A 21,772-nucleotide genomic window follows, 5' to 3' on the forward strand; every position below is an offset into this window, starting at 1 on the left:
TCAGAAAACGTCTCCATGCGCGTCGACCTCTTCGATTTCGATCTGCCCGAGCAGAACATCGCGCTCCGTCCGGTGGAGCCGCGTGATTCCGCGCGCATGCTGATCGTTGAGGCGGAAAGCGGGTTCGAGGACAGCGTTGTTCGTGACCTGCCTGACCTGCTGCAGCCGGGCGATGTACTGGTGCTCAACGACACTAAGGTCATTCCATCCCGGCTCTATGGTCTGCGCGTGCGCGAGGAGACGGCAGCACGCGTCGAGATCATGCTGCACAAGCGCGAGGGGGCAGATCGCTGGCGCGCCTTTGCGCGTCCGGCGAAGAAGCTCAATGTGGGCGACCGCATCCGCTTCGGTGAGGAAGCCGAAAGCACGGCCTGCGAACTCGTACGTCTCGATGCGGAGGTGATCGAGAAGGGCGAGGGCGGCGATGTGGCGCTTCGCTTTTCCTTCTCCGGCCCATTTCTCGATGAAGCCATTGCCCGTCTCGGCGAACTTCCCTTGCCGCCTTACATCGCTGGCAAGCGTGCAACGGACGAGAAAGACAGGACCGACTATCAGACGGTTTATGCCAAGGATGAAGGCGCGGTTGCTGCACCTACTGCCGGCCTGCATTTTACCGACGAGCTTTTCCGTCGTCTCGATGAGCGTGGCATCACACGCCATTTCGTGACGCTGCATGTGGGCGCGGGCACGTTTCTTCCCGTGAAAGCTGACGATACGGATGAGCACCGCATGCACGCGGAATGGGGCACGATCACCGAGGAGACCGCGCGGACGCTCAACGAGGCGCGAGAGCGGGGAGGGCGGATCGTGGCGGTCGGCACCACATCGCTGCGCCTGCTGGAGAGCGCCGCCCGCGACGACGGCACCATCGCGCCTTTCTCCGGCGACACTGCGATCTTCATCACGCCCGGCTACCGCTTCAAGGCGGTGGATGTGCTCATGACCAATTTCCACCTGCCGCGTTCGACGTTGTTCATGCTCGTTTCCGCCTTTGCTGGGCTGGAGCGCATGCGCGCGGCTTATGCCCATGCCATCGAGACTGGCTATCGCTTCTATTCCTACGGCGATGCGAGTTTGCTCTTTCGGCGCTGAGGCTCCATTTCAGTTCTTCATGCCCGCAAGGGCTTAAAGCCGATCCCAAGAGGACCGAATGACCACCGATCAGTTCAGCTTCACCGTGACCAAGACCGACGGAACGGCGCGTACCGGCGAGATCCGGATGCCGCGCGGTGTCATCCGCACGCCGGCGTTCATGCCGGTGGGGACGGCAGCCACGGTGAAGGCCATGTATCCCGATCAGGTGAAGGCGCTCGGTGCCGATGTGGTGCTCGGCAACACCTATCATCTCATGCTGCGTCCTGGCGCGGAGCGGGTGGCACGCCTGGGCGGCCTGCACCAGTTCATGAACTGGCCCTATCCGATCCTCACCGATTCCGGTGGCTTCCAGGTCATGTCGCTCGCAGCCCTGCGCAAGGTTGACGAGTCCGGCGTCACGTTCCAATCGCATATCGACGGCTCGAAGCATTTCATGTCGCCGGAACGCTCCATCGAGATCCAGGGGCTCCTCGGCTCCGACATTCAGATGCAACTCGATGAATGCGTGCGCTTGCCGTGCTCCGATGAAGAGGCTGAGCGCGCCATGCGCCTTTCCTTGCGTTGGGCGGAGCGCTGCCGCATTGCCTTCGGTGAGCAGCCAGGCAAGGCAATGTTCGGCATCGTGCAGGGCGGCGCGGTGGAACGCCTTCGCATCGAGAGCGCGCGGGAACTCGCGGCCATGGATTTGAAGGGCTATGCCATCGGCGGCCTTGCCGTAGGCGAGCCGCAGGAGGTGATGCTGCGCATGATCGAGACGGTCGAGCCGCACATGCCCAAGGAGAAGCCGCGCTACCTCATGGGTGTCGGTACGCCGGACGACATCGTGGAGGCGGTGCGCCGGGGCGTGGACATGTTCGACTGCGTGATGCCCACTCGCGCCGGACGTCACGGCCAGGTCTTCACCCGCCACGGCCGCATGAACCTGCGCAATGCCCGCTTCGCAGAGGATACGCGCCCTCTGGACGAAAGCTCGAAATGTACGGCCTCGAACACCTATAGCCGTGCCTATCTCCATCATCTCGTTCGCTCGAACGAAATTCTCGGCATGATGCTGCTCACCTGGAACAACCTGGCCTATTACCAGGAACTGATGGCCGGCCTTCGCAAGGCCATCGCCGAGGGGCGCCTTGAGGATCATATCGGCGAGGTCAAGGAAGGCTGGGCCAGGGGTGAGCGGGACGGCAAGGCCGAGATCGGCCACCACGCCGACAACATCGCCATGCCCGCCGAGGGCTGAGGCTCGCTTCCTTCCCGATCCGTGGAAAACCCACGCCGTGAGGGCCCGAATTGAGGATTTCGGATCCGAAGCCGGGCTTTTCGATTGACCCACCGCCTAAGAGCCCCTATTTCGGGCTCACCTCTCGAGAGCGCGTAGCTCAGCCGGTAGAGCATCTGACTTTTAATCAGAGGGTCCTGGGTTCGAGTCCCAGCGCGCTCACCACCTCTTTCTCAAAGGGCCACCGGCATCTGTCCTTTGAGTTGCTTTTCCTGATCACATCCTCAGGCGCCTGACCAATCCGGGAAGGCAAATCGATAAGCCAGGACCGACGCAGGTCTTGGGCCCAATACTACTAAATCATCATGGATCTGAGCCTTTGGCCTTCCGCAAGGCCATGTCACAGTCTTGCTCAGTTGCCTGTGCTTCAGGTTTTCTTTATCGCCGAAAGTTATCGTTGTTCAGTACAAGAACAATATTGCCTTTTTCTGCTTTCCACCATGTCGAAAACCGTAATCAATAGTAATTATATTACAGTGGCTCAGGATGCGCTCTTAGGGAAAGAGGCTTGCGCGATTGAGAAGGCGCATCAGAGCGACATCGAAGCTCTGCCCCATATGGTCTGGTCGGCTCGCGCCGATGGCTACAACGATTATCAAAACCATCGATGGTACGAGTTTACGGGCCTTTCTCCAGATACTGTTCATGAGAATGCGTGGATCGATCTCGTTCATCCGGAGGATCGGGCTGCTGTTCTGGATGTGTGGCAGAAAGCATTGGAAGCGGGATCCGAGTGCGAGATCGAGCATCGCCTGCGTCATCATTCGGGCGAGTATCGATGGGTGCTTGGCCGGGCGAACCCGATTTATGGTGCAGAGGGCCAACTGGAGCGTTGGATCGGGACTTACACCGACATTCATGATTGGAAGAAAGCCGAACAGGCTTTGGCGGAAAGCGAGGAGCGCTATCGTGCGCTTGTGGAAGCCACGACCGCGATGGTCTGGCGCGCTGGGCCCGATGGTTCGATTCTCAGAGGATGGGGTTGGGAGGAGTTTTCCGGTCAGGAGCCCGATCTCTACGAGGGGCATGGTTGGCTTGATGCGGTTCACCCCGACGATCGAGAGGCTTTGACGCGGGTCTGGCAGAAGGCACTGGATTCCGGAAAACCAGCTGAAACCGAATTTCGGGTCATGCATAAGGATGGCGAGTATCGCTGGGTCCTGTCGCGGGCCATGCCGATGAAATGCAAGGACGGCTCCATCCGTGAATGGGTGGGAACCATCTCCGACATCCATGAGCAAAAGCAGGCTCAGGAAGCTCTGAGGATTGGCGAGGAGCGGTTGCGCTTGGCGGCCGAAACGACGTCCTTGGGGATCTGGGATGCGGATCTGATCACGGGCTCCCTGGAATGGACGGGCGAGACACGGGAAATACTGGGATTGCATCCCGATACTCCGGCGCTGCTCGAAACATTCATGGCGCGGATCCATCCCGACGATCTTGTCACCTATGACAACAAGCTCTTCGTCGACGTGCCTGGCAAGGGACCCAGCTATCGTGGCACATTTCGCATCATTCGTGCGGATACGGGAGAGGTCCGGTGGATCTCCTCTCATGCCAGAATTGTCCTCGACGAGAACGGGCAGCCTATTCGCAAGATCGGAACGATCCGGGACGTGACGGAACGCAAGGTTTCAGAAGATGCATTGCGAGCCACCGAGGAGAGGTTGCGGCTGGCCATGCAGGCGGGCCGCATGATCGCCTGGGAGCACGATCTCGAAACCGATCACGTGACGCGGTCCGAAAATTCGTTAGAGCTTCTGGGTATCGGCTCGGGACAGTTGTCCGAGTTCCTGGAGAGGGTGCCTGTCGAAGCTCGGGTCGGTCGAGAGCGCTTCATCAACAGGATCAACAGGACAGGCTCCGATACCATGGAGTTTCAGTACCGGTTGCCTGATGGAAACATGCTCTGGCTGGCATCCCGCGGAGAATGGGCCGGCCCCAATCGCGTCGTGGGCGTCACATTCGACATCACCGATCGCAAGGCGGCGGAAGAAGAGGTCTGGCGCACGGCAAACCACGATGCGCTTACCGGCTTGCCAAATCGCGTCTTGTTCCAACGCTGCCTCGAGAAGGCGTTGAGCGAGGCTACGGCGAAAGGCACGAGTGTCAGCCTTCTCCTGATCGATCTCGATGACTTCAAGGATGTCAACGACACCCTGGGCCATGATGCCGGCGATGCGCTGCTGCAGGAGACTGCAAACCGCCTATCTGCGATGCTCCGCGATGCGGATACCGTGGCCAGACTCGGCGGCGATGAATTCGCCGTTCTTCTCGTCGAGCCATTGACCTTGAGTCACGCCGCGAAGTTCGCAGAAAACCTGATCAAGACCCTGCGCCTGCCATTCGCGTATGGCGGAAGGACGCTTGTGAGCCGCGCCAGCGTCGGCATTGCAGCCTATCCTGATCATGACCTCGCCCCGGCTGAGCTCATGAAGGATGCCGACATTGCTCTCTACCGGGCAAAAGCCGAGGGCCGGAACCGGGTGATGACGTATTCGCCCGAGATGCGGGCCGTGACCGAACAAAGGCTGGCCTTGGGCAGGGACATTCGGGATGCGATTTCCCGCAATCAGATGATGCCCTTCTACCAGCCGAAGGTCTGTCTCTCGACTGGAAGGATCGTTGGCTTGGAAGCCCTTGCCCGATGGCATCACTCGGAGAAAGGCATTCTCACTCCCAACGCCTTTGGCGCTGTCTTCGACAATCCGGAACTGGCTTCAGCCGTGGGCAAGAGACTCGTCGGCAAGATCGCGTCGGATATGCGCCGATGGCTCGACGCGGGCATCGACTTCGGCCGCATCGCCTTCAATCTCTCGTCCGTGGAGTTTAACCAACCGGATCTGGCCGACGAGATCCTTCGCATCCTCGGTCTCGTGAAGGTTCCCACGAAGCATTTCGAGATCGAGGTGACCGAGAAGGTGCTTCTTGATGGACGTTCGGGGCTGGTGTCCGATACGCTTGAGAAGTTCCACCGGCACGGCGTGCAGATTGCCCTCGACGATTTCGGCACCGGTTACGCGTCGCTCACTCATCTGAAGCGATATCCCGTGGATCATATCAAGATCGACCACAGCTTCGTGGCTGACCTTGAGCTCGATGAGGACGATGCGGCCATCGTCGCTGCTGTCATCGGCCTCGGCAACAGCTTGGGGCTTCAGGTGACGGCCGAGGGTGTCGAGACGGAGGGGCAGGTGCAGCGATTGCAGGAATTGGGATGTCACAGCGCTCAGGGATATTTCTATGCCACCCCGATGGCCGCATCCGAGGTCGCGCCATGGCTCAATGCCTGGAACAAGCCCGAGTAATCAGAACCGGATTACATCAGGCCTGACCCGCCTCAGGTGACGGGGCCTTGTCCGTTTCAGGAGAGGCAAGGTTGTTTGCTGCCCAGATCGCCGCTTGAGCGCGATTGGAGACGCCGATCTTCTTGAGGATCTTCTTGACGTGAACCTTCACCGTCGCCTCGGCCATGTTGAGGCGACGGGCAATGATCTTGTTGGGCGCGCCTTCCTTCAGCCAGTGCAGCACCTCAAGCTCGCGGCTCGACAGGGGCCTGCAGGGAGAGTTGCAGGCCGGTTTCTCAAAACTCCCCGAAGGCCATGCCAGATTGTGCGCACCCTCTCTCGTGATCAGCTGGATCATTTCTGACGGCACGACGGCTTCGCCAAGCATGACGAGCTCAATAGAGTTGATCAGGACGCCAGGGCTGCTGGACGTCAGGCAAAAGCCGTCGGCGCCGGCCTGCCGGGATGCCAGGACAGCATTGAAGTCGAACTGATCGGCAAGAACGATCACCCGAGCTTCGGGATGCCGACTTTTCAAGTTTGCGATGAATTCAAACGTGCCATCCCGACTGTATTTCACATCCAGAATGAAAAGGTCCGGTGAGGTCTCTCCCTGAAGCGAGAACTCGGAGGCGCTTTCAAAGGAGGCGTCGATTACGGCGAAGCGCGTATCGTCAAGAAGTTCTTCCACTCCCATGCGGAGCAAGGGAGCTGCGTAGATATGAACCTGGATCAGAGGTGATCCGGTGACGCCCGTTGGTGGCTTCTGTCCTTGAAGAACGTGAAGAGATGACATGGCAATCTTTCGGTTCTCAATGAAAAGCGCTGATCCATTCAGCGAAGAATGTAAATGATCTGATGAGATGCCGCGTCGACGATGACCCGATGCCCTCGAACGATGGCATAGCGATAGGATTCGTGCCGTGGGATCTCGTGGAATGTCGTTCCTTCGGGAAGGCGATCGCCAGGCTTGAGACGGATCTGCTCCTGAGCCTCCGCAGGCTTTGATTGGCTTCCGCTGGCAGACAGATGAGACCTGATCTTTCTGACCGCCGACACCGCCCCGCTGAGGGTTCCGGCTTCAGCATAAATTGCCCGTCCGGTCGGACGATCCGTCGTTTCGTCCGGCGTCGCAAGGGTCGCCATAGCTCCCAGTGAGAACCCAATGAACATCAGGATCAGTAGTATCCGCATCGTGGAACGCCTTCGCCTGTCAGATTGCAGAACGGATGGCGGGCCTGTTTATTCCAGTGGGCTGAAATTTTTTTCTCTGCGGATGCGGCGAATGTCAGTGCTGGCGCAGGCTTTCGTTCAGCGCTTCGGTTTCATCGGTTCCGAGGAGAGGCTCGCCCGCGCCGGCGCTTTGAAGGTAGTTCGCCATCAGGTCCGCCCCGTCGCTTGGAACATAGGCGCCGCTTTCCGCGGCTGCGACGGCGAATGCGATTTTCCAGCCCGATGAGTGGCATGCGACCGTATCGGATGCTCCCTGCGGCGTCTGAAGCTTGAATTCCCGGCAGAGCGCGCCGTCAGCCGTGCGGAATGTCGATATCGCGCGAAACTTTCCGAAGGGCAGATCGCGCTCTTGTCCTGAAAGGGTTTCATTGAGGGCGCTATTCACCTCCGGAGCGGAAAGGTATGCCATCGCATCGTGAGGCGGCGATTGGTGAGCTTCCCGCCCCACGAAATAACCGCCCGTTCCGATAGCGAGTGCGGCAAGACTGGCAGCAAGCGCCAAGCCGAAGTTCCATTTTCGGGCCGTGGGTGAGGTGTGCTTCCGTTCGGCGTCGAAGCGATCGACTTGGGCTTGGACGGCGGCCAGCAGTTGGGGAGGGACATCGAATGCTGCCTGTGCCGAATAGGCGGAACGGGCAAGGCGTCGGCTGCGAAGGAACTCGGAAATCCGCCTTGCGATCATGGGATCGACTGCCATGGCCTGTTCGACCGAAGCGGAGACTGCCTCGTCGAGTTCGCCGTCCGCGAAGGCCATCAGAATCTCATCGCTGAAATGTAGCTGTGCCATCGGCATCACCCCGCTATCGGTTCCGGACATCGTCAGGCGGCGGCCGTCATCTCGACGAGCCGCTTGCGGGCTCGTGCGAGACGGCTCATCACCGTACCGATGGGAACACCTAGAATCTCCGCTGCTTCCCGGTAGGCCAGATCCTCGATACAGACGAGCAGAAGCACCTCGCGCTGCTCCTCAGGCAATGCATCGATAACCTGCTGAACCTCGGCCAGCAGCAGCTTGTTCAGGATCGGCTCTTCGCCGGGATCGCCGATGATTTCCGCCTGCACGGTTATGTCCTCGCTCATTCCCTCGGTTTTCGATCGCCTGAGGTGATCGATCCAGCTGTTGCGGAGGATCCGGAAAACCCATGCATCGAAGCGCGTCCCCGGCGTCCAACTATCGGCGTGGGCAAGCGCCCGTTCACATGCATTCTGCACGAGATCGTCAGCCAAGGATGGCGAACGGCAGAGCACCAAGGCGAAGCGCCTCAGTCGTGGCAGAAGCGCCACGAGTTCCTGTCCGATGGCCACTGGCATTGCTGCTCCGCGTTGCCCTTTGTTCATGAAAACGGATCTCGTCCCACTTTATTCCCGCTCGACCTCACGACTTTCATTGAATCTTTCGGGAAAGAAATCGCTTCTGCATCGTTATAGGGGATGATCCATGTCGGCTTTGCCGCAGGGTTCGGTTCCGATGCGCTGAAAACAAGCAAAGTTTCGGCCCTCGGGCCGAGGGGATTGCAACAGAGTACCTGAATTCGTCCGGTTCAAGCGTGCCCTTGGGGCTGAGCATACCGGCAGGGGGCCTGGGGAGCTGTCATGGCATATGGGTGGCGATATCTCGCGGTGCTTGCAGGAGGCGTTGCGGTCGCTGCGCCCGTTCAACTTCATCTCAATCTTGGCTCCCCCACTGATTTCCAACTGGCATCATCTGTTGCTCACGCGAAGCCCAGTGGCGGAGGAAATGGGAATGCCGGCGGAAACGGCAACTCCGGGAACGGAAATAGCGGCAACAAAGGAAACAGCGGCAATAACGGTAATAATGGGAATGGTGGCTCCCAAGGAAACCAAGGGGGCAACAACGGCAACGGCGGGAGCCAAGGAAATGCCGGGGGCAGTAACGGCAATGGCGGTTCGCAGGGAAACGTTGGGGGCGGTAACGGCAAGAGCAGTGCGCCTGGCAATTCCGGAGGCGCGAGAGGAAACCCCGGAAACAGTAACGGTAACGGGGGAGCTCAAGGGAGCTCTGGATCGAATAATGGCAAGGGAGCCTCGCAAGGGAATTCTGGCGGCAGCACGAACAGCGCGGGTAGTCCCGCCGGCAGCAATTCCGGTCGGGGGCAGAGCGCTGGGAGTGCCGGCGGCAATGTAGGTTCTGGCGCGATCAATTCCGGAGGAGGCGCTTCCAAGAGCAGCAGCGCATCACGAGGATCTACCAACGGCAAGGCAGATCTAGCAGCCAGCCGAACCGGTCAGGCTCCGGGATTGTCAACGAGGCAGAGTAGCAGAACCGGCCAGGCCAAAGAGGCTAAAGGAGAGGCTACGGCAAACCGCGGGCAGGCTGCCAGAAACGCCAACACTGCAGCACTGAAAGACCAAGTCGAGCCTTTGGGCTCGCGGCTCAAGCCCCGGCGGGCATCGAACGCGATTGTTGTATCGGGCTTGAGTAAAGGTGATCTGACGAAGCTGGCGGCGTCGGGGTTGCATGTGGTGTCCCAGACACGCGGAACGATTGCGCCTCAGATCGTGAGGCTGAGTGTTCCCAAAGGAATGTCGCTCAAACAGGCGCAACGGGTTGTCCGTACGGCCAGCGCGAACGCGTCCGCTGATCTCGACACCTATTACTACACGGATGGAGCTGCTGCCGGATGTTCAGATCCCGGTTGCGAGGCTTCCATTCTCGTCGGCTGGACACCGCCTGCTGCAGAGGTTTGCGGGACGCCACCGCTGATCGGCCTCATCGATACCGGTATCGATCTCAGCCATGAAGCCTTGAAAGGTCAGTCGATCGAGGTGATCGATATATCCAAGGAAACCGAAGGCAGGTCTTCTCTCGATCATGGAACAGCCATTGCCGCCCTTCTGGTCGGCCAACCCGGTAGCGTGGCGCCTGGTCTGATCCCGCAAGCAAGGCTCGTTGCTGTCGATGCCTTTTCAAAGAGAAAGGAAACGGCCGATAATGCGACTGTCATCTCTCTCGTCACGGCCATCGAGGCCCTTGCCGAACGCGGCGTGAAGGTCATCAATCTCAGCCTGTCGGGACCGCCGAACGAGGTTCTCAAGAAAGCTGTCGAGGCTGCGCAGGAAAAGGGCATCGTGCTCGTCGCGGCTGTCGGCAACAACGGAGCAGGGGCCGAGCCGTCCTATCCGGCGGCCTATCCCGGAGTTGTCGCCGTCACGGCGGTGGATCGTCAGCTCAACGCCTATCGCCGTGCCACCCACGGCTCCTATGTGGAGTTCGCCGCTCCGGGCGTGGATGTCTGGACAGCTCAAGCCAAGGGTGGGAAGGCTGCAAGGAGTGGAACCTCCTATGCGGTGCCTTTCGTGTCGGCAGCGATGGCCATGCTGCGGGCAGGCAATCCCAACATGGATGCTAATGGCCTGCAGAAGCGTCTGCAGGAAACCACCCAGGACCTTGGCGATCCTGGGCGGGACATGACATTCGGATATGGCCTGATCCAGATGGCGAAGTTGTGCCCTGAACCGGATACTGCCCCCAGGCCTGTGGCCGCTGATGTATCGGCCACCGCAGCGATCCCGCAAGAGGTCGTCAAGGAGCCATAAGGCTCCCGATGCAGGACGCGCGTTAGGCTCGCTCCTCCCAGAGCTTCGCTAGCTCGACGATGGTCTTCACGGCCTTTTCCATGTCCTGGCTGCTCACGAATTCGATCGGGGAGTGGAAGGCGTGGCCCCCGGCGAAGATGTTGGGGCAGGGCAGGCCCATGAAGGAAAGGCGCGAACCGTCCGTGCCGCCGCGAATGCTGCCACGCACCGGCTCCATGCCGGCGCGGCGGATGGCTTCCTCGGCGTAATCGACGATCTCGGGGTGCTGGTCGAGCACCACCTTCATGTTGCGATACTGCTCCTTGACCGTGAAGGTATGGCTGGAGCCGGGATAGGCCTTCAGCACGTCCTTGGTAATGGTCTCCAAGAGCGCTTCCTTCTGCTTCAGGCCGTCTTCCGTGAAGTCGCGGATGATGAAGCTCAACTTCGCCTTCTCCATCACGCCTGAAACGCCGGTCGGATGGATGAAGCCTTCGCGACCCTGGGTCGTCTCCGGAGCCATGTTCTTCGGCAGGCGATCGATGATAGCGCCCGCAATGCGGATGGCGTTTTCCATCTTGCCATAGGCAAAGCCGGGATGCATCGCCACGCCCTTGATGACGATCTCCACGCCATCGGCTGAGAAGGTTTCGTCCTCGATGGTGCCGGCCGTTTCGCCATCCAGTGTGTAGCCGAAATCCGCTCCCAGCTTTTTGAGGTCGACTTTCTCGACGCCACGGCCAATCTCTTCGTCCGGCGTGAAGAGAATGCGGATCGCGCCGTGCTTGATATCCGGATTTTTGATCAGGAATTCGGCTGCGGTCATGATCTCGGCGATGCCGGCCTTGTCATCGGCGCCAAGCAGCGTCGTACCGTCCGAGGTAACGATGTCGTGGCCGATCAGGTCCTTGAGGACGGGATGCTCGGCAACGCGGATCACCTGACGCGGATCACCCGGGAGCTTGATGTCGCCACCCTGATAATTCCTGACGATCTGCGGCTTCACGTTCGTACCGGAGAAGTCGGGCGCCGTGTCCATGTGGGCGCAGAAGCAGATGACCGGAATGGTATTCTTCGGGCTGTTCGACGGAATGGTGCCATAGACGTAGCCGTGCTCGTCGAGATGCGCATCTGACACGCCGATCTCGAGCAATTCCTCGACCAGGAGGTGTCCCAGGTTCTTCTGTTTCTCGGTCGAGGGCTGAGAGGGAGACGAGGCGTCCGACTGGGTGTCGATGACGACATAGCGGAGGAAACGGTCGGTAACGCTGGAGGCCATGGGGCGTAATCCACAAGTTGCTGAGGGTGAGACTTGTACTCGCCCAAAGACGTCCCGTGAATGGTTTCTGGCCCCATTCCAAAGGGTTTGAACAGGGTTTCACCCGCTCAAGCCGAGCCTTTCTGACAGACCTTACGGCCAAGCTGACGCCTTATTGCCACGTTTGGCTTGAGAATGCCTCCCCCTATAAACAGAGGGGATGCCTATGATCGCTCGTATCGCCTTGGGCTGCGCCGTCGCCATGTGTGCCTTGCCGGCTGCCGCCTCCGACCGCGCCACCATCGACACTCTCGTGGCGCAGCATGCCAAGATGCATGGGGTGCCTGAAGCGCTGATCCATCGGGTCATCAGACGTGAAAGCGGCTACAATCCCCAAGCCAAGAGCAGGCTCTATTGGGGGCTCATGCAGATCCATTACAATACAGCCCGCGGTATGGGCTATACGGGTCCCGCATCCGGCCTGCTCGATGCGAATACCAATCTGACCTATGCCGTTCCTTACCTTGCTAATGCCTATCGGGTCGCAGGCGGCAATTTCGACCGCGCGGTCTCCCTCTATGCGGGAGGCTATTATTATGTGGCCAAGAGCAAGGGGATGCTGGGGCAGCTCCGCACGGCCATGAGCCGGCCTGTCTCCGCTGATCCAGAGACGACGGGCTCGATTGCGACGAGCGCATCTCCTGCGACCGTAAAGGCAGCAAACGTGGTGACGCCGCCCGAGCGCTGAATCCAACCGCATTCCATCGGCGACATTCATGCGCTGGCTTCGAGGCGCGGCCTCCTTTGCGCAGCGCATGAATGGGCTGGTCGTTGTGGAAATTGCGTCGTCTCGACACAATTCCATGACATGCCAATTGCGAGGAGGCCTTCATGATCCAACTGGGCAATGGTGAAGGCTATCCGGGCGGGCATGATCCCGCCGTGCCACCGCAGGAGGCGCCTATGTCCGAGGAAACGAACAACCCTCTCTACATTCTGGCAGCCATTACTCTCGGCATTCCGATCGTGGCCTTGATCCTGCTGGTCGCGACAAATCCCGGCGTGCAGGAAGGAATGCTCTCGATCCTGGCCATGTTCATCGTGCTGTCCGCTTTCGCGGTTGCCGCGATGTTCGAGATCAAACGGCTCGCTGATCAGCCGCCACAGGGTAAGGACCACCCTTAATGACTTCGTTGTGAACGGCGGGAACTCGCAGGGAACCAGGGTTCGGATCGCCCGTTTCCAGCATTATGAAGCCGCGCCGTGAGATCTTGCATCGACCCGTCGTGCTCCTTGTGGAGGACGAACTTCTCGTGCGTCTCACGCAGGTCGAAATCCTGCGCGATGCTAAGTTCTGGGTTGTCGAGGCACAGGACGCCGATGAAGCCTTCGACCTTCTCAGGCAGCGCCCGGACATCAATGTCGTGCTCACCGACGTGAATATGCCCGGCTCCATCGACGGTTTCGAATTCGCCCGTCTTGTTCGGCAGGGCTGGCCCGAAGTAGGTGTTCTCGTTATCTCCGGCAAGGTGGCGCCTAAAGATGGGGATCTCCCGGAAGGCACGCATTTCCTGCAGAAGCCGATCCGGTCCGATGCGCTTGTCGAGGCTTTAAAGCAAAGCATGGCTCCAAAGGCGCTCGAGGCGTGACGACAGACATCAATCGTACCCGGTTCTATACCTCCGACAGCCTATGCATCGCGGAGGAGCGCGTATGACCAGGCCCAAGGTCGCATTCGGAGGCCGGCACATTGCCTTGCCACGCTCGAAAGCTCTGAGGATCGGTCTCGGCGTTGCGCTGATGATTGGAGGGCTCGCTGGCTTCTTGCCCATCCTTGGCTTCTGGATGGTGCCGCTGGGGCTACTCGTCCTGTCCTTCGACCTTCCGGCCGCGCGCAGGCTGCGCCGCCGCACCGTTGTCTGGTGGGAGCGCCGCCGGCGTGCAAGGAAAGGTCTTCGTTAGGACGGCAGCCGCCCTTCGGGCGTGTATTGGTCTACAGCGTTGGGCAGCTCCCGCGACAGACGCGCGAGAATCTCCTCGCGGGAAAGGCCTGTCTGCTGCGTCAGTGTCTCCAGCACGTCTGGGCCGATCGCCTGCTCGAGCTGCGGCGGCTCGATTTCCTTGTTGGGGCCGGTGCTCACCCAGGAATCGGCGACATCACCTTGTCCGCTCTGACGGAAGCTGTCGAGAAGCTCACCGAGCCCGCCGTTCAACAATCCGCCGGCTCCCGCCGCTCCGCCAAGTCCACCCAGCAGACCGCCAAGTCCACCGAGGCCGCCTAGGCCACCGTCTCCTGACTGCTGCGGTTGACCGGGCTGACCGGGCGTGCCCGCCTGCTGACCACGCAGCATTTCTGCGATCTTGTCCCGGTTCTGATAACCGGCGATGGCGAGAAGGCCCAGAAGGGCTGTCATTGAAGGGAAACCGCGGCTGCTCATGGCATTGCTCCTGATAACCGATCAGGAACAGCGAAAGTGGGAAAAGGGTTCCTGATCGCAGTGATCAGGAGGGATATGGAGCTTGCGAGGCGGCTCTCAAGTTTTTCGAACCATGCATAGATGGCTCGGCCCTTCGGGAGTGAAATTCGACATTGGTCGAGGGCCGGAAACGGAAAAATCCTGAGGTCGAATTGTCGCCCGAGTATTTAAATGCGCAAGGCGTGCCCCAGATAACCGGACATGCCCGATAAGACAAAATCTTTTCCCCAGAACACCCCTGTGGTCGCCTCCGGAGCGGCCTTGAGCGCTGCCGTCCGTCTTCATCTCGGCAAGCAGCTGCGTTCCCTCTACGGAGACCCTGCAGAAGACAAGTTGCCCCGCGATCTGGCGAAGCTCGCCGAACGCGTGGCCCAGGTCATCCGCGCCCATACGGAGCCGGTTGACCAAGCCTTCATCGATGGCGTGATGGACGCGCTGCCGAACCTGCGCGCCTTTGCTCTCTCGCTTACCGGAAAGCTCGATCAGGCCGAGGATCTGGTGCAGGACACGGTCCTCAAGGCGCTCACGAAGCAGGAGACCTTCGAGGCCGGCACGAACCTGCAGGCATGGCTCTTCACCATTCTGCGCAACGGATTCTACTCGACCCACCGTAAGACGAGCCGCGAGGTCGAAGACGGCGATGGCGCCCATGCGGCGAGCATGGTGGCGATCCCGGACCAGGAGGACAAGCTCGCGCTTCAGGACCTCTCGACCGCGCTCGAGAAGTTGCCGCAGGAGCAGCGTGAGGCGATCATCCTCATCGGCGCCGAAGGCATGTCCTATGAGGATGCGGCGGAAGCTCTCGGCGTGAAAGTCGGTACCATCAAGAGCCGCGTGAACCGCGCCCGCAACCGGCTCGCGGAACTGATGGGCGTGGCCGCCGAGCGTCTGCACAACCACACCGCCGACGCCTGATCTCCAACAACACGAAACTGGCTGCGCATGAACGTGAGGCTATTTGCTTCACCTTCACGCGCAGCTTTCTTTCGTCTGCCTAAAATATCAGCGGCCAGGAAGGGCCGCATTCCTGAACTTTTCCATGAGCTTCATGGTTGAGCTGACAGCTGGTGGGTGCTCGCAAACGCTTCTCTGCCAAGGAGGGGAGCATGGAACACAGGCCTCTGTCTGAAATCGGCCACGTGGCCGATCTGAAGCCCTCGCAAATCCCTGTTTTGTCAAAACGCGAACGTCTGGACCGCTGGGCCGAGCTGCTCGAGCGGGAGCCGGATCGCATTTTGCATACGCTCGACGAGATCGAGTGGAAGCCCAAGGCAGCGCGACTTGCTATGCGCGCCGACAATTCCGCCCTGACGGTGGCTTTCAACGATCCGGTTCTGCGCACGGCAGGCTTGCTCAGCGACAAGTTCGGGGATGCGATAAACTTCTTCCAGATCTCCGAGCACGACGCGCATATCGTCCTCTGCTCGTGCCATGGGGGCGAGTTCATGCGTTCGGAAGAGGCGGCGCGGCGGGTGCGCGGCATCCGCTCTCCCAGCCTCTGGTCGCTGTATTTCGGCTGGCTTCGATAAGGGCCGGGCTCCGGTGTCCTCCAGACCTTCTCTAGAGAGGCGAACTCGCCGGGGCCTGCCATATGCGCGTGGGGAAGAGGCAGGGAAGATCTCAGGAAGCTTAAGTATTGGCTTGGCTGCATAAGTGTAATTATATCTATCGGAAATTTCACAACTTGAGTTATTAAGCTAAGTTGCTGCGCATATTTGCTTAAGTATCTGAATAAAGGTCTAGCAAAAATGCATTTCTACTACTTATGAGGTATCAAGAATCGCGATTCGCCATGCTCTAGTCCTCGGGTGGTTCAGTCGAGGATAAGTATGACATCTACTTTTACGGTCGCCCGCACGGGCAATCAGGATATCGACGGCATTCTTTCCAGCGTACGCTGGAGCAATTCCACTCTCACCTATAGTTTTCCAAAACAAGCATCGTTCTACGAAAGCACCTATGGCTCAGGAGAGCCGCATGACAGCTTCGGTGCATTGAATACGAGTCAGGTCAGGGCCGCACGCGAAGTCTTCGCTATGATGGCATCCGTGAGCAATTTGAGTTTCACGGAGATCACCGAAACCCAAGAGACCCACGCCACCTTGCGGCTGGCCAATGCAGATACGCCGCCGGCGGCATGGACCTATCTGCCGGACACGTCACCTGAAGGAGGCGATACGTGGTTCGGCCCTACCAATGGCTGGTTCGGGAATCCGGTCCGGGGCGGCTATGGATACTATGCCTTCATGCATGAGATGCTTCACGGCGTCGGGCTGAAGCACGGCAATGAAGACGGCGCTTTCGGCGCCATGACAACAGCGCGCGATTCTATGGAGTACTCCGTCATGACCTATCGCTCCTATGTGGGAGCGCCGGGCCAGTACGTGGAGAACGAGGAATGGGGCTACGCTCAGTCCTTGATGATGTATGACATCCTGGCCCTGCAGCATCTCTACGGGGCCGATTACACCACCAACAGCGGCAACACGGTCTACAAGTGGAATCCTGCAACAGGCCAGGAATTCATCAACGGCGTGGGCCAGGTAGCACCCGGCGGCAACCGCATCTTCATGACGGTCTGGGATGGCGGTGGTAACGACACCTACGATTTTGCAAACTATAAAACCAACCTCACCGTCGACCTGCGTCCCGGGCAGTGGTCCCGCCTATCCACCACGCAGATTGCCCAGCTCGGTGACGGTCAATATGCGCGTGGCAATGTTGCCAATGCCCTGACCTATAACAGGGACAATCGCTCCCTCATCGAGAACGCGATCGGAGGAATCGGAAACGACGTCATGATCGGCAATGTCATTGCCAACAACCTCAAGGGTGGAGCAGGGGCCGACAAGCTGTATGGCCTGCAGGGCAACGACTATCTTTCAGGTGGGTCGGGGAAGGATATCTTCGTCTTCAATACCACGCTGAGCCGCACGTCGAATGTCGATCGTCTTCTCGATTATTCCGTTGTTGACGATACGATCTATCTCGAGAACGCGATTTTCACGAAGATTGGAGCTGTCGGCAAGCTCGCCTCCGCCGCTTTCTGGGCTGCCGCAAAAGCTCATGATTCCAGCGATCGTATTCTTTACGACAAGGCTTTGGGTGGGCTCTATTACGATGCGGACGGAACGGGCAAAGCCGCTTCGGTCGCGATCGCTCAACTACCAAAGAACTTAAGCATGTCGGCCGCCGAATTCGTTATCGTCTAGGGGCGGGGCGGCATCTGCCGCCCCTCTATCCTTAAGAGCTGAGCCGTTAACTCGACGGGAGCCTTCAAACAGGTTCGCGCAAGCCAAGTATGAGATCTTATCCCTAGCGGAGGATCCTGCATGGCGCAGACGGCGAACGTTACCGCGAGTGGCAGCCAAAACATCGACGCTCTGTTCTCCGGAATCAGGTGGGATGCTGTAACGTTGAGCTACAGCTTTCCCGAAAGCCCTTCATATTACGAGCCCAATTATATCGGCGGTGAGCCTCACAAGAGTTTCTCGCCTCTGGCGCCGTTTCAGGTGAGTGCAGCGCGCAAGATTTTCGCGATGTTTGCATCGGTCGCCAATATCGACTTCACCGAAGTCCAGGAGAATGCGTTCAACCACGCGGATTTACGTTTGGCAGGAGCGGATATCGCGGCGCCTGCATGGGCCTATTATCCCAGCGCCAGCCCCGACGGTGGGGATGCATGGTTTCGTTCCGAGACGAGCTGGTTCAGCGATGTGCGCATGGGAAGCTACGGCTTCTATGTCTTCATTCACGAGATCGGCCATGTACTGGGCCTGAAGCATGGGCATGAGACGAGCAAGTTCGGCGCGTTGCCTGCCGCGCGTAACTCCATGGAATTCTCCATCATGACCTACTACTCCTATGTGGGAGCGTCCGGTGTCTTCCTGGAGAATGAGCAGTGGGGTTATGCGCAGTCGCTGATGATGGATGACATCGCGGCCCTGCAGCATATGTACGGTGCTGACTACACCACCAACGCCGGCAACACCGTCTATCAGTGGAATGTCGCATCGGGCGAGTCCATCATCAACGGTGTCAGGCAGGGACTCCCTGGCGGCAATCGCATCTTCATGACAGTGTGGGACGGCGGCGGCAACGACACCTACGATTTCACGAATTACAAAACCAATCTCACCGTCGACCTTCGTCCAGGATCATGGACGAAGCTGTCGTCGACGCAGATCGCGGAACTCGGCTACGAACAGCCTGCGCGCGGGAATGTCGCCAATGCTCTTCTTTATCAGAGCGATCTGCGTTCCCTGATTGAGAACGCCAAAGGCGGTTCAGGACATGACATCATTATCGGCAATATCACAGGCAACACGCTATGGGGAAATGCCGGTAATGATCTGCTCAATGGACTTCAAGGCGCCGACACTATGTACGGCGGTGCGGGCAATGATTCCTATCATCTGGACAATCCAAAAGACCGTGTGATCGAGACCGCCGCCGGCGGCACGGCAGACCGTGTGGTCTCCCCGTTCAGCTACGCGCTCGGTTCCTATCTCGAGAATCTGACCGGCACAGGCACGGCCTCGATCATGCTCACCGGAAATGCGTTGAATAACGCCATTACCGGCAATTCGGCCGCCAACCGCATCCGCGGTATGGGCGGGAATGACAAGCTCAACGGCGGACTCGGCAACGACACCCTTATCGGGGGCGCCGGGAAAGATGCCTTCATCTTCAACACACGTCCCAGTGTCAGCAATCTTGACCTTATCTTGGGCTTCTCCGTAGCCGATGATGTGATTTATCTCGATAACGCGGTGTTCCCGAAACTGGGAAAGACCGGCCAGCTTGCCGCCACGGCCTTCTGGATGGGCTCAAAAGCTCAGGACAGCTCCGACAGGATTGTCTACAATCCGGGTCTCGGGGCGCTTTCTTATGATCCGGATGGGACCGGCAAAGCGGCTCAGGTGATGATTGCCTGGCTCCCGAAAGGCCTCAAGATGACCCCCGGCGATCTTTGGGTCATTTGAGCAAAGGGACCCGGTAACGTCCCTGTTTAGCCGCTACTTTCCGTCAATTTGACTTCCCGGCGGGTTTGGAGGACACCTCCGCCTTTGCGGGGTTGCCCCGCCTTAATTCCTGTCGGCAAAGGCATGTCATTGATGGACGGTTCCGTCGCCCAGCAGCATCTGTCCCTGCGCCGCCTTTCGGCTGCGCAACTGGCGAGCTTCATCGAGCGTAGCCATGTAAGGTTGTGCGCCGTGCTCGTGCTGCTGTCGCTTGCCTGCTTCCTGCCTGGCTTCTCGACCCTCCAGCCCATGGACCGTGACGAGCCGCGCTATGCCCAGGCTTCCAAGCAGATGCTGGAAACCCAGGATTTCGTCGATGTGCGCTTCCAGGACGAGGCGCGCTACAAGAAGCCGGTCGGCATCTACTGGATGCAGAGCGCCACCGTGGCCATCGGCGATGCTCTAGGCATCCCTGAAGCCCATACGACCATCGCGCTTTATCGTTTGCCGTCCCTGTTCGGCGCCATTGCCACGGTTCTCCTGACCTATTGGGCCGCCCTGGCCTTTTTCGGCAGGCGAGGGGCGTTCCTGACGGCAGCCCTCATGGCCACCTGCGTCATCCTCATGGTGGAGGCACGGCTCGCGAAGACCGATGCCATGCTGGCGGCTTGCTCCGTCGCCGTCATGGGCGGGTTGGCGCGTGCCTATCTGAGCCGTGGCGCAGGGGTTCTGCCCCGGCGGGCCCTGCTGATCTTCTGGGCAGGCTTCGCTCTCGGCATCCTGATCAAGGGGCCGCTGATCCTGATGTTCGCAGGCCTCACGGCTGCCGTTCTATCCTACAGGGAGCGCTCTACCCGCTGGCTGCTTACCTTGCGGCCCTGGCTTGGCTTGGCTGTCACGCTGGCGGTGGTGCTGCCGTGGTTCATTGCCATCGCGATCAAAAGCGGTGGCGCATTCTATTCGCAGGCCGTGGGGCACGACATGCTGGGCAAGGTCGGCACCGCTCAGAAGTATCATTGGGCGCCGCCCGGCTTCTATCTGATATCGTTCTTCGCCACCTTCTGGCCGGGTGCGATCCTTGCCGCCATTGCGGTGCCCTTCGCTTGGATCCACCGCAAGGAGGAGCAGGTCGCCTTCGCGCTCGCTTGGATCGTGCCGTCCTGGATCGTCTTCGAGGCTGTGCCGACCAAGCTGCCCCATTACACCCTGCCGCTGCTGCCGGCAGTGGCCATCGTGACAATCATGGCGATCTCCCGCCATTTCGTCGGGCCTCACCGCCCCCTGGCGAAGCTGTCGACAATTCTCATTCCCTTTATCCCGGTAGGCCTGACCATCGGCCTCTCGGCGGCCAATTGGTCCTTCGACGGTACGCTGCCTTTCCGCGCGCTGCCTGCCCTGGTGGCCGCCTGCGCATTGGCTTTTTATGCCTGGTGGCTCTTCGTCAGGAATCGCCTGCTGAGCAGCCTCTGGGCGAGCTTTGTCGCCTCCGTCTGTTTGGCCATAGGGGTCTTTGGGTTCGCTCAGCTCGACCTCCGTTCCCTGAAGATATCGGATCGCTTGGCCGAGCAGGCTCAGAATTTCCGGGGCAAGACCATCATCGCCACCTTGGGATACCGGGAGCCCAGCCTGGTCTTCCTCACGAGCACCAATCTGCAGATGCTCGATACGGGAGCGGAAGCCTCTGCTTTGATGAAGCAGCATGGCTGCACCATGGTCTTTGTGGAAAAGCGCTTCGAGAAAGAGTTCCAGACAGAGAACGAACGTCTCGGAGTGAAGCCTGCGCTCTCGACCCGCGTCACGGGTTTCAATATCAACAGCGGACGGCGCGTGGATATCGGTGTCTATACCGTCTCGTCCGGCTGCATATGATTCCTTCTCTCAAGAGGGGGCCCGCTGCGGGCCCTTGATCGATGACCGACCTTACCCCGGCTCCGCGCCTCAGCGTCGTGGTGCCTGTCAAGAACGAAGCCTTGAACATCCTGCCCCTCGTGGAGGAGATCGAGCGCGCTTGCTCGGCCCTCACACCGTTCGAGGTGATCTACGTGGATGACGGCTCCACCGACGACACAGCCCAACAGGTGCTGGCCGCCCGCACGACCCGGCCCTGGCTGCGGCTGGTGCGGCATGAGGCAAGCTGCGGGCAGAGCGCGGCGGTGCGCACCGGCGTCCATGCCGCGCGAGGGCCGATCATCGCCACTCTCGATGGGGATGGGCAAAACGATCCGGCCTTTATTCCGCAAATGGTGGCGGCGCTCGACGATCAGTCCGTGGGGATCGTGGCCGGCCAGCGTCTCGGACGCAAAGGCACAGCCAAGCGCTGGCAGTCGAAGATCGCCAATGGCGTGCGTGGACGCGTTCTCAAGGACGGCACGCGCGACACCGGCTGCGGACTGAAGGCCTTCCGTCGAGACATCTATATGCGCCTGCCGTATTTCGACGCCCTCCATCGCTTCATGCCCGCGCTCGTCAAGCGGGAGGGCTATAAGATCGCCCATGTCGACGTGGTGGACCGTCCTCGCCATGCGGGCCAATCGAATTACGGTTTGTTCGACCGCCTGTGGGTTGGCATCCTCGATCTTGCGGGTGTGTGGTGGCTCATCCGCCGCCGTCGCCGTGTACCCGTTTCCCAAGAAATCCTTTAAGGC

At 59.7% G+C, this 21,772-nt stretch carries 20 protein-coding genes and 1 tRNA gene; 15 read left to right on the top strand and 6 right to left on the bottom strand.

Annotated features, from left to right (window positions below):
* Positions 1–15: 15 nt before the first annotated feature.
* From queA to MJ639_RS01760, 4 genes are all read left to right on the top strand, one after another.
* Positions 16–1,092 (top strand): tRNA preQ1(34) S-adenosylmethionine ribosyltransferase-isomerase QueA, encoded by a 1,077-nt coding sequence (queA, locus tag MJ639_RS01745; protein ID WP_243368181.1) that lies wholly within the window; start codon positions 16–18, stop codon positions 1,090–1,092.
* 58 nt (positions 1,093–1,150) lie between these two features.
* Positions 1,151–2,332, top strand: coding sequence for a tRNA guanosine(34) transglycosylase Tgt (gene tgt, locus MJ639_RS01750; protein WP_243368184.1), 1,182 nt, complete (start codon positions 1,151–1,153; stop codon positions 2,330–2,332).
* Positions 2,333–2,460: 128 nt separating this feature from the next.
* Positions 2,461–2,536, top strand: a tRNA-Lys gene (locus MJ639_RS01755).
* A gap of 275 nt (positions 2,537–2,811) precedes the next feature.
* Entirely contained in the window at positions 2,812–5,679 is a 2,868-nt protein-coding gene (locus tag MJ639_RS01760) for a sensor domain-containing protein (RefSeq protein WP_243368186.1), read from the top strand.
* A gap of 16 nt (positions 5,680–5,695) precedes the next feature.
* Here the strand turns inward: MJ639_RS01760 and MJ639_RS01765 are convergent, their stop codons facing one another.
* The 4 genes from MJ639_RS01765 to MJ639_RS01780 form a co-directional block, all read right to left on the bottom strand.
* A complete protein-coding gene (locus MJ639_RS01765; protein ID WP_243368188.1) occupies positions 5,696–6,454 on the bottom strand; it encodes a LuxR C-terminal-related transcriptional regulator in 759 nt (252 codons plus the stop codon).
* Positions 6,455–6,492: 38 nt separating this feature from the next.
* Complete coding sequence (locus tag MJ639_RS01770) at positions 6,493–6,852, bottom strand: DUF1236 domain-containing protein (RefSeq protein ID WP_243368190.1); 360 nt, start codon at positions 6,850–6,852, stop codon at positions 6,493–6,495.
* Between the two features lie 94 nt (positions 6,853–6,946).
* Entirely contained in the window at positions 6,947–7,678 is a 732-nt protein-coding gene (locus MJ639_RS01775) for an anti-sigma factor family protein (protein WP_243368192.1), read from the bottom strand.
* 32 nt (positions 7,679–7,710) lie between these two features.
* Positions 7,711–8,229 carry an RNA polymerase sigma factor gene (locus MJ639_RS01780; RefSeq protein WP_243368194.1) on the bottom strand — a complete coding sequence of 173 codons (519 nt, stop codon included), beginning with the start codon at positions 8,227–8,229 and terminating at the stop codon, positions 7,711–7,713.
* A 1,206-nt stretch (positions 8,230–9,435) separates the two neighbouring features.
* Between MJ639_RS01780 and MJ639_RS01785 the strand changes: the two genes are divergently transcribed.
* Positions 9,436–10,449, top strand: coding sequence for a S8 family serine peptidase (locus MJ639_RS01785; protein WP_243368198.1), 1,014 nt, complete (start codon positions 9,436–9,438; stop codon positions 10,447–10,449).
* Between the two features lie 22 nt (positions 10,450–10,471).
* Here MJ639_RS01785 and pepT read toward each other — a convergent pair whose 3' ends face one another.
* The gene (gene pepT, locus MJ639_RS01790; RefSeq protein WP_243368201.1) at positions 10,472–11,707 is read right to left on the bottom strand and encodes a peptidase T; all 1,236 of its coding nucleotides are present in this window, start codon (positions 11,705–11,707) and stop codon (positions 10,472–10,474) included.
* Positions 11,708–11,912: 205 nt separating this feature from the next.
* Here pepT and MJ639_RS01795 point away from each other — a divergent pair, with 205 nt between their 5' ends.
* The 4 genes from MJ639_RS01795 (at position 11,913) to MJ639_RS01810 (ending at position 13,648) form a co-directional block, all read left to right on the top strand.
* Complete coding sequence (locus MJ639_RS01795; protein ID WP_341482609.1) at positions 11,913–12,434, top strand: transglycosylase SLT domain-containing protein; 522 nt, start codon at positions 11,913–11,915, stop codon at positions 12,432–12,434.
* A gap of 143 nt (positions 12,435–12,577) precedes the next feature.
* Positions 12,578–12,871: a hypothetical protein gene (locus MJ639_RS01800; protein WP_243368203.1), complete on the top strand. Its 294-nt coding sequence runs from the start codon at positions 12,578–12,580 to the stop codon at positions 12,869–12,871.
* Positions 12,872–12,957: 86 nt separating this feature from the next.
* Positions 12,958–13,335, top strand: coding sequence for a response regulator (locus tag MJ639_RS01805; protein ID WP_341482610.1), 378 nt, complete (start codon positions 12,958–12,960; stop codon positions 13,333–13,335).
* A gap of 64 nt (positions 13,336–13,399) precedes the next feature.
* Positions 13,400–13,648, top strand: a complete 249-nt coding sequence (locus tag MJ639_RS01810; RefSeq protein WP_243368206.1) for a hypothetical protein — start codon at positions 13,400–13,402, stop codon at positions 13,646–13,648.
* On the opposite strand, the gene MJ639_RS01815 is transcribed toward MJ639_RS01810, so the two are convergent.
* On the bottom strand, positions 13,645–14,124 hold the full coding sequence (locus MJ639_RS01815; RefSeq protein ID WP_243368207.1) for a YidB family protein: 480 nt from the start codon (positions 14,122–14,124) through the stop codon (positions 13,645–13,647). The two genes, MJ639_RS01810 and MJ639_RS01815, sit on opposite strands and share 4 nt — an antisense overlap.
* Before the next feature lie 240 nt (positions 14,125–14,364).
* Here MJ639_RS01815 and MJ639_RS01820 point away from each other — a divergent pair, with 240 nt between their 5' ends.
* The 6 genes from MJ639_RS01820 to MJ639_RS01845 all read left to right on the top strand — a co-directional run bounded on the left by MJ639_RS01820 (position 14,365) and on the right by MJ639_RS01845 (position 21,769).
* The gene (locus MJ639_RS01820) at positions 14,365–15,078 is read left to right on the top strand and encodes a sigma-70 family RNA polymerase sigma factor (protein ID WP_243368209.1); all 714 of its coding nucleotides are present in this window, start codon (positions 14,365–14,367) and stop codon (positions 15,076–15,078) included.
* A 191-nt stretch (positions 15,079–15,269) separates the two neighbouring features.
* The gene (locus tag MJ639_RS01825) at positions 15,270–15,692 is read left to right on the top strand and encodes a hypothetical protein (RefSeq protein ID WP_243368211.1); all 423 of its coding nucleotides are present in this window, start codon (positions 15,270–15,272) and stop codon (positions 15,690–15,692) included.
* A 300-nt stretch (positions 15,693–15,992) separates the two neighbouring features.
* Entirely contained in the window at positions 15,993–17,375 is a 1,383-nt protein-coding gene (locus tag MJ639_RS01830; protein ID WP_243368213.1) for a M10 family metallopeptidase, read from the top strand.
* 120 nt (positions 17,376–17,495) lie between these two features.
* Entirely contained in the window at positions 17,496–19,148 is a 1,653-nt protein-coding gene (locus MJ639_RS01835; RefSeq protein WP_243368215.1) for a M10 family metallopeptidase, read from the top strand.
* 132 nt (positions 19,149–19,280) lie between these two features.
* A complete protein-coding gene (locus MJ639_RS01840; protein ID WP_243368218.1) occupies positions 19,281–20,996 on the top strand; it encodes an ArnT family glycosyltransferase in 1,716 nt (571 codons plus the stop codon).
* A 41-nt stretch (positions 20,997–21,037) separates the two neighbouring features.
* Positions 21,038–21,769 (top strand): glycosyltransferase family 2 protein, encoded by a 732-nt coding sequence (locus MJ639_RS01845; protein ID WP_243368220.1) that lies wholly within the window; start codon positions 21,038–21,040, stop codon positions 21,767–21,769.
* Positions 21,770–21,772 lie beyond the last annotated feature (3 nt).

It is taken from the genome of Microvirga solisilvae (genome assembly GCF_022808595.1).
Classification (GTDB): Bacteria; Pseudomonadota; Alphaproteobacteria; order Rhizobiales; family Beijerinckiaceae; genus Microvirga; species Microvirga solisilvae.